The organism is Mucilaginibacter sp. A5337, assembly GCF_059690695.1.
This window is the reverse complement of sequence record NZ_JCAWEC010000001.1, coordinates 282,223-296,199: the sequence shown is the minus strand read 5'-3', so window position 1 is coordinate 296,199 and position 13,977 is coordinate 282,223. Positions and strand designations below refer to the sequence as shown.

At 42.1% G+C, this 13,977-nt stretch carries 9 protein-coding genes; 4 read left to right on the top strand and 5 right to left on the bottom strand.

Translation table 11 applies throughout. The features are described from left to right. Nucleotides 1-503: 503 nt before the first annotated feature. The 4 genes from AC59JO_RS01335 to spt form a co-directional block, all read right to left on the bottom strand. Entirely contained in the window at nucleotides 504-1,826 is a 1,323-nt protein-coding gene (locus AC59JO_RS01335; RefSeq protein WP_497302870.1) for an inositol-3-phosphate synthase, read from the bottom strand. Nucleotides 1,827-1,859: 33 nt separating this feature from the next. Further along, a complete protein-coding gene (locus tag AC59JO_RS01330) occupies nucleotides 1,860-2,846 on the bottom strand; it encodes an NAD-dependent epimerase/dehydratase family protein (RefSeq protein WP_413668829.1) in 987 nt (328 codons plus the stop codon). Next, entirely contained in the window at nucleotides 2,843-3,961 is a 1,119-nt protein-coding gene (locus AC59JO_RS01325; RefSeq protein WP_497302868.1) for a GNAT family N-acetyltransferase, read from the bottom strand. The genes AC59JO_RS01330 and AC59JO_RS01325 overlap by 4 nt, the downstream gene beginning before the upstream one ends. A gap of 105 nt (nucleotides 3,962-4,066) precedes the next feature. Further along, nucleotides 4,067-5,275 carry a serine palmitoyltransferase gene (gene spt / locus AC59JO_RS01320; protein ID WP_497302866.1) on the bottom strand — a complete coding sequence of 403 codons (1,209 nt, stop codon included), beginning with the start codon at nucleotides 5,273-5,275 and terminating at the stop codon, nucleotides 4,067-4,069. Between the two features lie 373 nt (nucleotides 5,276-5,648). Between spt and AC59JO_RS01315 the strand changes: the two genes are divergently transcribed. The 4 genes from AC59JO_RS01315 to AC59JO_RS01300 all read left to right on the top strand — a co-directional run bounded on the left by AC59JO_RS01315 (nucleotide 5,649) and on the right by AC59JO_RS01300 (nucleotide 12,454). Further along, nucleotides 5,649-7,001: a TolC family protein gene (locus AC59JO_RS01315; protein ID WP_497302864.1), complete on the top strand. Its 1,353-nt coding sequence runs from the start codon at nucleotides 5,649-5,651 to the stop codon at nucleotides 6,999-7,001. Nucleotides 7,002-7,054: 53 nt separating this feature from the next. Beyond that, a complete protein-coding gene (locus AC59JO_RS01310) occupies nucleotides 7,055-8,230 on the top strand; it encodes an efflux RND transporter periplasmic adaptor subunit (protein ID WP_497302862.1) in 1,176 nt (391 codons plus the stop codon). Nucleotides 8,231-8,303: 73 nt separating this feature from the next. Further along, nucleotides 8,304-11,480: an efflux RND transporter permease subunit gene (locus tag AC59JO_RS01305; RefSeq protein WP_413668824.1), complete on the top strand. Its 3,177-nt coding sequence runs from the start codon at nucleotides 8,304-8,306 to the stop codon at nucleotides 11,478-11,480. A gap of 401 nt (nucleotides 11,481-11,881) precedes the next feature. Then, the gene (locus AC59JO_RS01300; RefSeq protein WP_497302860.1) at nucleotides 11,882-12,454 is read left to right on the top strand and encodes a hypothetical protein; all 573 of its coding nucleotides are present in this window, start codon (nucleotides 11,882-11,884) and stop codon (nucleotides 12,452-12,454) included. Nucleotides 12,455-12,718: 264 nt separating this feature from the next. Here the strand turns inward: AC59JO_RS01300 and AC59JO_RS01295 are convergent, their stop codons facing one another. Next, nucleotides 12,719-13,912, bottom strand: a complete 1,194-nt coding sequence (locus AC59JO_RS01295; RefSeq protein ID WP_497302858.1) for a pyridoxal phosphate-dependent aminotransferase — start codon at nucleotides 13,910-13,912, stop codon at nucleotides 12,719-12,721. Nucleotides 13,913-13,977: the final 65 nt, after the last annotated feature.

The window sequence follows — 13,977 nt, the reverse complement described above, 5'->3', positions numbered from 1 at the left end:
TTATGCCTGCCTCCGTATGTTTTTCATTGTTCTGCCCCCCTAATCCTTCCCCGCTTACCACGCTTTGTACACTCCCGGCAGATGGGTTATTATGGAGTTTACAATTAACAGGCCAAAGGTAAAAAAAATCACTACAGACTAATGTGGTCAAAAAGTCAAATATTGTTTACACCTGTTTATACTATCATATTACTATAACTATAAGTGAATCCAAACAACGGCTTTCAACCGCTGTTAGTATCCCTGTTGTTGGCTGCTTATACATTGATAATTACGTAATGTGCTGATATTTAGATTTTATTTTCTGTTTTTTGCCTTTAGAAATGAAGTCTTTTGGACTAACAAATAACATTATTTAACAAATAAACATTAGTGCCGATAGGATTATTGCTTTAAAATAATGTTACCTCGTCATGATTTTTTTACTTCACAAAAACAAAACAGCCGTGAAGCAGGGGTTCAACTGCTTACGGCTGTTTTGACGGTATTTAGTAATTTAACGATTATTCAGTAGCGAACATATCGTCATAGTAGTCCAAACCTAAGTGGGTGATCAGGTCTTCGCCCATCAGGTAACGAAGGGTATTCTCCAATTTGATCAGTTGTTTGAAGATATCGTTTTCTGCGTGTAAGCCTGGTGCAGTTTGAGGCGATTTCAGGTAGAATGATAACCATTCCTGGATACCGCTCATGCCGGCACGTTTAGCAAGGTCGCAGAAGATAGCTAAGTCAAGCGCGATAGGGGCGGCAAGGATCGAATCGCGGCAAAGGAAGTTGATCTTGATCTGCATTTTGTAACCCAACCAACCAAAAATGTCGATGTTATCCCAGCTCTCTTTGTTGTCGCCATGCGGAGGGTAGTAGTTGATACGGATCTTGTGGTAAATGTTTCCATACAGATCCTGGTTATCTTCAGGTTTGAAGATATCTTCCAACACACCCAGTTTTGATACTTCTTTAGTTTTGAAGTTATCCGGATCATCAAGTACCCAGCCATCGCGGTTACCCAAAATGTTAGTTGAGAACCAGCCGTGTACACCTAATGAACGTGCTGCCAGGCCTGGGGCCAATACAGTTTTCATTAAAGTTTGACCGGTTTTGAAATCTTTACCTGCAATTGGAGTTTTGGTCAGTTTAGCCAGCTCGATCAATGCAGGGATATCAACTGTTAAGTTAGGAGCGCCGTTAGCAAAAGGAACGCCTAATTTTAAAGCTGCATAAGCATAGATCATACTTGGGGCGATCAGCTTATCATCATTTTTCAAACCTTCTTCAAAAGCAGCTAATGACTGGTGTACAGCCGATGCTTCATAATAGATCTCGGTTGAACCGCACCATACCAAAACAACCCTGTCAAGACCGTTAGCCTCTTTAAAGTTTTTGATATCTTCCATAACCTGTTCAGCAAGCTCAAGCCTGGTTCCGGTTTTAACGTGGGTACCATCAAGGTTCTTAGCGTAGTTTTTATCAAACGCAGCTTTCATTGGTTTTATAGCTTCCAATTCAGCTTTAACTGCTTGTAAAAGAGATGGTTCAAGTACCTGCGCATTTGATGCAGATTCAAATACGTTATCTTCATAAACGTCCCAGCCACCAAAAACTAAATCGTTTAAGTTAGCGAGCGGAACAAACTCATTAATTTTAGGATTACGGTTTTCGGTCCTTTTTCCTAAACGTATGTGGCCCATTTGAGTAAGGGAGCCAATTGGCTGCGAGATGCCTTTTTTAACGGCTTCAACGCCGGCAATCAGGGTAGTTGCCACGGCGCCTAACCCTGGGATCAGGATACCAAGCTTACCTTTGGCAGGTGTAATGTTGATTTTCATTTATGTAACTATTATTTATTTAAAATTAACTGGCTAAAGCCATTTGTTGGCTTTATACCATTTTAGCGTTTCGGCCATACCGTTTTGCAGATTGTATAAAGGATAGAAACCCAGGTCGGATTTAGCTGCTTCAATATCACAATTCCAGTTAATGGCGGTCAGTTCATTAAGCTTTTCTATATTTAGTACCGCAGCCTTGTTGCTCAAAGAACTTACTTTTTCGGCCACAGCTGCAATGATTTTTACAAAATTTACAGGCAGATGAAACTTTATCGTTTTTAGTTTAAGCACATCTTTGGTAATGTTGCCTAACTCATAACGGTCATAAAAATTCCCATCGCTCAGATTAAATGTCTTGTTATTACCACCATACAAAGCCTTGATACTTGCCTTGGCCAAATCTTTAACATATATAAAGCTCAGCTTTTGCGGAGTATTGCCAATGTAGGGCTCAATGCCTTTTACTACCTGTTTAAAAAATATAAATATGCCTGTATCCCGTGGTCCGTAAACCGCGGTGGGCCTTAGTATAGTATAATTAAGGCCGGTTATTGTTTTTAATTTTTCTTCGGCAAGTAATTTACTCCGGCCGTAAGCTGTAACCGGGTGCGGAGTAGTTGCTTCGGTAATGGTACCGGTTAGTGAATTAAGCGGCCCAACTGATGCGAGGCTGCCAATAAGTACAAACTTTTTCAGATCGGGGCAGGATTCTTGAGCTGCCGATGCGAGGTTATAAGTGTACGTAGCGTTTATGCGGTTATATTCAGCTTCGGAGCGGGCGCTGGTTACGCCTGCAGCGTGTATAATGTAATCGGGTTTAATTTCTGCCAGTTGTTTACTTAATGTTTCCTTATTGTTAAATTCGGGGTAAATATATTGAATATCTAAATCGTTTAAGTGACTTATTTTACTACTTTTTCTGACGGCTATAAAAACCTCCAGATTGTTTTGTAAAGCCTCTTCAATTAAATGATATCCAACAAATCCGCTTCCGCCGGTTATTAAAACCCGTTCCCTCATATTGCCTTTTGATATAACCTGTATTTTTTATATGGATCGCCTTTAATGGCTTCAATGGCACGGTTCATCATGTCGTTGTTTTCCAGTGTCCAGCCGGCTTCGGCATGCTTATAGCCCTTGGCCTTATATTCCCTTATGATAGTGCCGTATAAGCAGGCTTCGATGCCCATTTTGCGATAATCTTCAATAACCCCTAATGCATAAATGCGGATACCTGTGATGCTCTTTTTACCGAACAATAATTTGAAAATACCTGTAGGCAGTAAACGGCCGCGTTTTATTTTTTTGAAGATGTCGTTGTAATCGGGCAGGGCCAGGCCAAATGCAACTATTTTACCGCGCTGTTCGGCAACAATGGCAAAGTCAGGGTCAAGGATCAGTTTAAGATCTTTGGCCAGGTAATCATATTCTTCGTTGGTGAGTGGCACAAAGCCGGTATTTTTATCCCAGGCCGAGTTATAAACGTCGCGAAGCTTAGCGGCCTCTTCCTTGAAATTTTTAAGGTTGATTTTGCGGATAATGATATCGTTGCGTTTTAACCGGTCTTCAAGCGCATTTAATAACCTTACTGATTTGTCATCATAGGCTTGCCCTTCCCAATGCCATCCAATCAGGTCAACATCTTTTTTAAAGCCAAAATGTTCAACCAGGCCGGCATAATACGCAAAATTATAAGTGTTCATCAGAAATGGTGAACTGTCAAAACCTTCAATCAGCAAACCGCAAGGCTCATTGGTTGAAAAGTTGGTAGGGCCTAATAATTTGCCGGTTACGCCTTTTTCTTTAAGCCATTTGGTAACGGTTTCAAAAAGCAGGTCAGATATCGTTGTGTCGTTAATGCAATCAAAAAAACCAAAAAAGCCATCGTTAACATGGCTATATTCATTATGGCCGTTGTTAAGGATGGCTGCTATACGGCCAACTATTTTATCGCCAGCATAAGCTAAAAACGGTTGTACCGTATTATGTTTATGAAAAGGATGTTTGGTTAACAGGTCCCTTTGGGCAATAAACAGTTCGGGAACATAGTAAGGATCGTCCTTATACAGGTCATGCGGAAAATCAATAAATGAAGCCAGTTCTTTTTTTGATTTAACCGTTACAATTGTAATCATGTGTGGTAAATGATTGAATAAAGCAAATTGGCATGCTTTAAAATAATAATGTGCATTTAGCTTACCTTAAAATAAAAGCAGCTAAATGCACAACAGAGTTCTTCATTATATTTTTTCTTTAACAGAAGCGGCTACACCAACTTCTTTAAAGGCTTTTGACAGTTTTTCAACAGCTTCGTCAATTTGCTCAAAGGTATGGGTGGCCATTAATGAGAAACGAAGCAGCGACGAATCGGAAGGAACGGCAGGGGATACAACCGGGTTAACAAATACACCGGATGCTTGCAGGTGTTTGGTAACCGCGAAAGTTTTTTCGTTATCACGAACGTAGATCGGCAAAATAGGGCTTTCGGTAGGGCCAAGGTCAAAACCTTCTTCCAGTAAAAGCTTCATGGCATAATTGGTATTATCCCATAATTTCTCGATACGTTCAGGTTCCGACTCAATGATATCCAATGCGGCAATTACGCTGGCTACAGAGCCCGGAGGCATACTTGCGCTAAACATCAATGAACGTGCACGGTGTTTGATATAATCAATAGTGTCCTGGTCGCTGGCAATGAAACCACCTAATGATGCTAATGATTTACTGAAGGTACCCATGATCAGGTCAACCTCGTTGGTCAAATTAAAGTGTGAGGCTGTACCTGCACCTTTATCACCAATTACGCCAAGGCTGTGCGCATCATCAACCATTATGTTAGCGCCATAAGTATCGGCAAGCTCAACAATTTTAGGCAACTTAACGATATCACCTTCCATGCTGAAAATACCGTCAACGGCAATAATCTTCACGGCATCTTCAGGAAGTATGCTTAATTTGCGCTCCAAATCGGCCATGTCATTATGGGTATACTTGATCACTTTTGAAAACGACAGGCGGCTGCCGTCAATGATACAGGCATGATCATACTCATCAAGTATGATATAGTCATTCCTGCCGGTAACGCATGAAAGTACACCAAGGTTTACCTGGTAACCTGTACTGAATAAAACAGTGGCTTCTTTGCCTACATAGCTGGCCAGCCTGTTTTCAAGCTCAATGTGGATATCAAGTGTACCGTTCAAAAAACGTGAACCGGCACAACCTGTACCATATTTGTCAATTGCTTTTTTTGAAGCTTCTTTGATTTTTGGATGATTGGTAAGGCCTAAGTATGAGTTAGAACCAAACATTAATACCCGCTTGTTGTCAATAATTACCTCAGTGTCTTGTGCAGACTCAATAGGCCTGAAATAAGGATATAACCCCCGTTCCCGCAGCATATTTGCCACTTGAAACTGAGCGATTTTCCCATGTAGTTTTTTAACCATGTATATTAACTCTGCTTAAATTTTGTGTAAAAATACCATGAATAAGCATATAACTTATACGGTGTGTGTAAATTTTTTTAAAATAATGCCTATTAACGTATCAATACTACTTAAGAAGCACACAAATTCTTACACGGCAAATTAATTAATTTTTTTGTTTATATCGAGCCTATTATTTTCATTTTTTTGTCAAAAGCCCAAAAAGCCCGCACTATCCCGCGTTTTTGTAAAATTTTACGTAAAATTCTTGTTCCGGATTTTAAAATCGTAATATTAATTACATATTCGCATTCCCCCGTATAAATCCTGCAGTAATTATAAAACTTTTCTTTATGATTTTTGCTTGATATACATCGTTATTTACAGCTACCGTATGAAAAAACACAAGTACTTTTTAGCACTTATTGTACTTAATTTAACATTTAGTTTACATAGCAATAGTTATGCCCAAAATGCTGCTGATAGCATCAGTGGCCCGGTTTCGCTAAAACAGGCTATTGATTTTGCGCTGCGTAACCAACCAGCAGTAAGGCAAGCTTCAATTGATGGGCAGATCAACGAGCGCGACATTAAAATAGGCCTGTCGGCCTGGCTGCCGCAGGTAAACGGATCGGGGCTTTATAACTATTATTATAAAGGCAGCCCGCAGGCAGGAGCATCAGGAGCTAATATCCCAAGCAATGCTGGTACCATCCGTAACCTTTCAACGCTGGGAGTTACGGCATCTCAGGTTTTATATAACAATGATGTGTTCCTGGCTTCGAGGGCCAAGAAATACTCACGTGAGTATTATAAGCAAAACACCTTAAGCAGCCAGATCGACGTAGTGAGTGATGTAAGTAAAGCCTTTTTTGATGTTTTACTTTCGGAAAAACAGCTCGACATCACCAACGAAGATATCGTCAGGTTACAAAGAAGCCTGAAAGATGCCAAAAGCAGGTACACTGCCGGAGTATCTGATCCTACAGATTATAAGCAGGCCACCATCTCTTTAAATAATTCATTGGCTACCCGTAAACAAACGGAAGAGGCGATAAAAAGTAAAACTGCTTTGCTGAAGCAGATTATGGGCGTAAGCGCTGCTACTCAGCTAAGCCTTTCTTATGATTCAACCCGTTATGAACAGGAAGCCAGTATTGATACTTTGCAGGCGCTGAATGTAAATAACCGCATTGAATACCGTTTGCTGGAGACAACAAAGGCACTCAACAATCTCAATGTAAATTATTACCGTTTTGGTTTTTTGCCTTCGTTATCGGCAGTAGGCAGTTATCAGCATGCATACTTTAGTCACGATTTTTCTGACCTGTACAACAGTTCGTTTCCTACAGGATATGTTGGCCTAACGTTGGCGGTACCAATTTTTCAAGGGACTAAACGCCTCCAAAACCTGGCTAAAGCCAAACTACAGGTTGAGCGTACTGATCTGGATTTGATCAACACAAAAAATAGCATTTATACCGAGTATACTCAAGCGTTGGCCGCGTACAAAAGTAATTACACCAGCTACCAGCTTATTCGCGAAAATGTGAACCTTGCAAAGGATGTATATAAGGTAGTAAGCCTGCAATACCGCGAGGGAGTGAAAACGTACCTCGATGTAATAATATCGCAAGCCGATCTGCGTACTGCCGAATTGAGCTATTACAATGCCTTGTTCAATTTGCTAAGCAGTAAAATTGATCTGGAGAAAGCTTTGGGTATCCTGCCTGTTCAGCAACCATAAAATATCGTAATAAAAACAAAAACTACAGCAACAAACGAACAACCTATTTCTACATGAAACATACATACATATATTGGTTAGCCCCTGCAGTACTTTTAACATGGGCATCATGCGGTAAACCTCAAAAGGGCGGGCCGGCGGCCATGCCCCCAACACCTGTATATCTTGCCGAGGCTAAAACAGCTGAAGCGGTATATTATGATAAATACCAGGGGCTTGTAGTTTCGGTAAATACTGTCGAACTGCGCAGCCAGGTACCGGGTTTTGTTACCGGGATCTTTTTTAAAGAAGGCGATGTTGTACAAAAAGGCAAAGTATTGTATGAAATAGATAAACGCAAATACCAGGCAGCTTTTGATCAGGCCAAAGCCAATGTATTAAGCGCCGAAGCCAATCTGGTTAAAGCGCAAAAAGACATTGACAGGTATAATATGCTGTTGAAAAGCGATGCTATTGCCCGCCAAACGGTAGATCAGGCACAGGCTGCTTATGAAACTAATAAAAGCCAGGTTGCTGTAGCCAAAGCTGCGCTTGAATCTGCCCGTACCGATTTGTCATATGCCACTATTACTGCACCTTTTACCGGGCGCATAGGTATATCACAGGTAAGGCTCGGAACACAGGTTGTAGCAGGTACTACATTAATGAACACCATATCTGCTGAGCACCCTATAGGTGTCGATGTAGTGATCAACGAGCAGGATATCAACCGCTTTTATGGTCTGCAAAAGTCAAGTACCGATAGCACCTTTAAACTGGTACTGCCCGATGGTAGCAAATATAACAAGACAGGTAAAGTGCTGGCAATTGACAGGGGGGTAAGCAACCAAACCGGTAGTATTAAAGTGCGGATCCAGTTCCCGAATGAGGATGATGTGCTAAAGGATGGCATGAGCTGCGTTTTGCAGGTGCTAAACAGCCAGTCGGGCGAGCGGGTACAAATTCCATATAAAGCAGTAACTGAGCAAATGGGTGAGTTTTTTGTATTTGCCACCAGGGATACTGTGGTTAAAGATACTGCCGCTGATAAAACTGTTAAAGACAGGCGCGATACGATTGCAAAACAGGTGAAAGTGAAATTAGGACCGCGTATTAACAGCGATGTAGTGGTGATGGATGGTATAAAACAAGGAGATAAAGTGATTACCGACGGTTTTCAGCGTTTGCGCGATGGCGGCAGGGTAACTACCGGAACAGCCGCGCCGGCCGGAGCAGCGCCTAAAAAATAGATTTATATCAACAGGAAAATTTTAAGCCGAAGAAGGGGCACATCTACCCCGGAAAACTTAATATAAAGAAAGAATGATCGCAGATACTTTTATAAAACGACCCGTTACCGCCATTGTAATATCCCTGGTGATATTGATAGTGGGGATACTGTCAATATCCAGCCTGCCAATAGGCCAGTACCCCGATATTACCCCGCCAACCGTTTCTGTTAGCGGTAACTACGTTGGTGCTGACGCGCTAACGGTTGAGCAAACCGTAGCCACGCCGGTTGAGGTGCAGGTAAACGGTGTACCGGGCATGACCTACCTGCAAAGTAACAGTAGCAGCAACGGGCAAATGAGCATGACCGTTAACTTTGACGTTGGCACTGATATCAATATCGCGGCGCTCGATGTGCAGAACCGCGTGGGCATTGCCCTGCCAACCTTGCCGCAGGAAGTACAGCGTTTGGGTATGGTGGTACGTAAACGTAACCCAAGTATCCTGATGCTGGTGGCTATGTTTAGCCCCAAAGGCACCCACGATGTTACTTTTACCGATAACTATACCAACGTATTTATAAAGGACGCTATTTTGCGTACCAAAGGTGTGGGCGACGTTGTTACACGGGCCGACGACTTTAGCATGCGGATCTGGCTTAACCCTGATAAGCTTGCTGCTTTAGGCATGAGCGCTGCCGACGTAACCAGTGCCCTGCAGGAGCAAAACGCGCAGGTGGCAGCCGGTACGGTAGGTGCTACGCCACAATTAAAGGGACAAACATTTGAATATTCGGTAATTGTAAAAGGTCGTTTAGAAAAGCCGGAAGAGTTTGGTAACGTGGTTGTTAAAACCCAGCCTAACAATGGTGGCGTAGTGCACCTTAAAGATGTTGCCCGGATTGATCTGGGAAAATTCAACTACTCCGGTAATTCATTTGTTGATGGTAAACGTGCTTCATATCTGCTGGTATACCAGGCCCCGAACAGTAACTCGCTTGAAACTGCCGATAATGTTTATGCCACCATGGAGGAGCTTAAAAAGAGCTTTCCTAAAGATATAGACTATGTTGTACCTTTTGAAGCTATAACCGTGGTAAAGGTATCAGTAAGCGAGGTGATTGATACATTGGTTATTGCCCTGGCTTTGGTTATTTTGGTAGTATTCCTGTTTTTACAAAGCTGGCGTACCACCCTTATTCCAGTACTGGCTATTCCGGTATCTATTATTGGTACGTTCATCTTCTTTATTCCGCTCAATTTTACCATTAATACGTTAACACTGTTTGGTTTCGTACTCGCCATCGGTATTGTGGTGGATGACGCTATTGTGGTGGTGGAAGCTGTGCAGCATTACATGGATGAAGAGGGCATGACGCCTAAAGAAGCCACCCAGCACGCTATGGCCGATATCTCGGCACCGGTAATAGCTATTGCGCTGATCCTTGCGGCGGTGTTTGTGCCGGTAGGCTTTGTGCCGGGTATAGTAGGGCGATTGTATCAACAATTTGCGATCACCATCGCCATATCTGTATTGATTTCGGCTTTTGTGGCGCTGTCATTAACGCCTGCATTGTGTACGCTTTTATTGAAACCGCATAAGATAGATGAAAACTCGGGCGGCTTAAATAAGTTCTTCTTTAAATTCAATACCTGGTTTACCCGCGTAACCGGTAAATACAGGAACACAGTTGATAAAAGTATTAAGAACTCGAAGTATGTGATCATTTTACTGGTGTGTATCATTATAGGTGCGATACTTTTATTTAGAAGCAAGCCATCGGGCTTTATTCCGCTGGAAGATGATGGCCGTGTGTATATCACTTTTGATTTACCCGAGGCATCGTCAACCGGTCGTACTGTTGATGTGTTACATAATATGATGAGGACACTTGATAGCGTACCCGAGATAGCTCACTACGCGGCATTGGGTGGTTTGAATGCTATCAGCTTCGCAAGTAAATCAAACAGTGCAACCATATTTGTGCAGCTTAAACCTTGGGATGAACGTAAGGAGAAATCGCAGCAGATAACAGCCCTCGTTGCAAGGTTAAACCAAAAGCTCGGTAAGTACAAGGAGGCTAACGTGGTGGTAATTCAACCACCGGCAATCCCGGGTTTAGGTAGTACAGGTGGTTTCTCGTTTATATTGGAAGAGAAACAAGCCGGAGGCGATATCAAGGTATTTGAGAAAACGCTCCGAACCTTCCTTGGCGCAATCAACCAGCGTAAAGAGATAGCAAGGGCCTTCTCGTTCTTTACCGCCAGTACACCAGCTTACCAGTTAACTATCGACAGGGAAAAATCTAAAAAGCTCGGCGTGGCCATATCTGATGTGAACAACGCGCTGCAAACTTATTTGGGCAGTACCTATATCAATGACTTTACCATTTATGGCCGTAACTTCAGGGTGGTGGCCCAGGCCGATACAAGCTATCGTACCAACGTACAAAACATAGGGCAATATTTTGTGCGTAATTCATCGGGGGCCATGGTGCCGTTGAGCACACTTACATCCTATAAGGTAATTGAGAACTCGCCATTGATATCGCACTATAACCTGTTCCGTTCGGCCGAGATTAACGGTAGTACCAAGCCGGGATATAGTAGTGGTGACGCCATTACCGCTTTGAAAGAAACAGCTGCACAGGTACTGCCGCAAGGTTACGGTTACGAGTTTTCGGGCCTGAGCCGTGAGGAATTATTATCCGGTTCAAAAACGGTATACATCTTTGCATTGTCAATAGGTTTCGTATTCCTGTTCCTGGCCGCTTTGTACGAAAGCTGGTCGGTACCGTTCTCTGTGCTATTATCGGTACCGTTGGGCGCTTTTGGCGCCATCTTATTCCTGTCTTTTTTTGATGGCTTGACCAATAACGTTTATGCCCAGATCGGTTTGATAACGTTGATAGGTTTGGCAGCCAAAAACGCCATCCTGATTGTGGAGTTTGCCAAAGAACGTGTGGATGCAGGTATGGAACTGGAGAAGGCTACACTTGAGGCAGTACGTTTACGTTTAAGGCCGATCATCATGACATCGATGGCTTTTATATTAGGTGTAGTGCCACTGATGATAGCATCGGGCGCTGGTGCTGAAGCACGTAAAACCATAGGCTGGACGGTGTTTGGAGGGATGCTTACCGCTACGTCGTTAGCTATATTTATAGTACCGGTTTTGTTTTACCTGATCACCAAAATGGCCTACGGTAAAGAAAAACTGGCTGAGCTTGAAAAAAATTATGACCCTAAAAAGCATGGGCCGGAGGCATAATCATATTGTTTGAATTTTGTAAAAAGAGGAGCGTAAGCACCTCTTTTTTTGTTTTACATCGGTTTTGGTACGCTCGTATACTTCGTAATTCAACTGTTTACGGCGTCGAAATTTCGTGTTTGTATACACTTTTGAGGTATAAGCAGGGCAGTTTTTAACGGATTTCTAATAATGTGCCCCGATAAATTCGCGGTGTTTATGGAGGTTTTTATTCCTTAAAACAGTGCTGATTTTCAATTATTAAGTCACTGAGGATTGGATTAATCGCATTTGTTTTAGTAGTTAAAACAATATCTGCAATGGTCAATGATGCCAATACTGGCAAAGTATTTGTTAAGTAGGGGTTAATACAATGAAAAATTAAAAATGAACATTGTAGAATTTGACTAAAAAACACAACTATGAAAACAATGACTAAAATGATAGCTTCGGCGTTTACTGCGGCAGCTATCTTTATCGGAACAAATGTAAAAGCTCAAACTACACCCGCTAACGCGCTTCGTTTTGGAATTGGTTTAGAAGCAGGTATTCCTACTGGCAATGCACATGACATTTCAAATTTTGAATTAGGCGGTACTGCACGTTTGCAATACGGCGTAAATAACAATGTAGCCCTTACCTTGACTTCTGGTTATTACAACTTTTTTGGTAAAACCTATAGTTCAAGTTTTTCTGATGCAACATCAACAACCACAGTAACTGTTAAAGGCAGATCATTAGGTATGATCCCTGTAAAAGCCGGTATCAAAGCGTTTGTTGGTGATGGATTTTATTTTTCAGGTGAGGCAGGTGCCGGATTTGAAGTTCACCCACCGGTAGCAGGGGGGGAGAAAGACACTAAACTTATCCTTTCTCCGGGTTTGGGCTATGCAACTAAATCATGGGATATTGGTGTACGTTATGAAAACTTTTCGGGCCAAAGCAATAACTATGGTTTAGTAGGCGTACGTTTAGCGTATGGCTTTGGGTTGTAAGCTAATAGGACCATGATTTTTAGGATTTCAGGATTGCCCTGATTATAAAAAATCAGAAGTATCTTGAACGCTAATAAATTACACCAAAAAATCCTCTTGCCAACGGTAAGGGGATTTTTTTATTTCTGAATCGGGATTTAGGAGATTTACCGGATTTGTTGTCTGAACTCGAATTAAACGAATAAAAGAATTTTTTGAATTGCTTAGCATTCTGTTAATTCTTTAATTCTATAAATTCGGGTTCAGACAAATTCCCGGTTCAGATTACGCCAGTTTACCCAGTGCTTCTTTTAATCTTCTCATGGCTTCAATCAGTTTATCTTCAGCAGCAGCGTATGATAAGCGGATAGAAGACGGATCGCCGAATGAATCACCGCCTACAGTGGCAACGTGGCCTTCTTCAAGCAGGTATAAGCTTAAATCGTCTGAATCATTGATCACACGACCTTCATAGCTTTTACCGAAGAACGAAGTTACGTTAGGGAAAAAGTAGAATGCACCATCGGGCAGGTTTACTTTAATACCATCAATCTCGCTCAATAATTTGTAAACGATATCGCGGCGTTTTTTAAATGCAGCACGCATTTCAAGTACGCTTTCCAAGCCACCTTCGTAAGCGGCAATACCAGCACGCTGGGTGATAGAACAGGTACCTGAAGTTACCTGGCCCTGCATTTTATCAAAAGCAGCGGCAAGTTCTTTGGTGCTGGCAGTGTAACCAATCCTCCAACCGGTCATAGCAAAAGCTTTAGACCAACCGTTGATGATCACCACGCGATCTTTGATATAATCAAATTGTGCGATAGATTCATGCTTGTCAACAAAGTTGATATGCTCGTAAATCTCGTCGCTCAGGATATAAACCTGTGGATATTTTTCAAATACTTTAGCTAAACCTTCAAGCTCATCTTTGCTGTAAACGCTTCCTGTAGGATTGCAAGGTGATGAAAACATGAACAATTTAGTTTGCGGAGTAATTGCGGCCTCCAACTGTTCAGGGGTAATTTTAAAGTTGGTATCAACAGTAGTGTTGATGAAAACGCTTTTTCCTTCGGCAAGCTTAACCACTTCGCTATATGAAACCCAGTAAGGAGTAGGGATGATCACCTCTTCGCCGGGGTTAACCAAACACAATACCGCGTTAGCGATAGCCTGTTTGGCACCTGTTGAAACAACTATGTCGGTAGCATCATAATCAAGATTGTTCTCGTTCTTCAGCTTTGTAACAACGGCTTTACGAAGGTCAGGGTAGCCTGCTACAGGTGTGTAGTAGGTGAAATTCTTGTCCATGGCCTGCTTGGCAGCTTCCTTGATGTGTTCAGGGGTATGAAAATCAGGTTCGCCAAAGCTAAGGCTGATCACGTCGACACCTTTAGCGGCAAGTTCACGGCCCAGTTTGGCCATTTTAATTGTTGCAGATTCGGATAGGTTTTGTATCCGGGTACTTAATGCGCTCATATAAATTGTGTTATCGCGGCAAATATAGAAAATAACTTTACTGCTACTTACGGTTGTTATTTTTT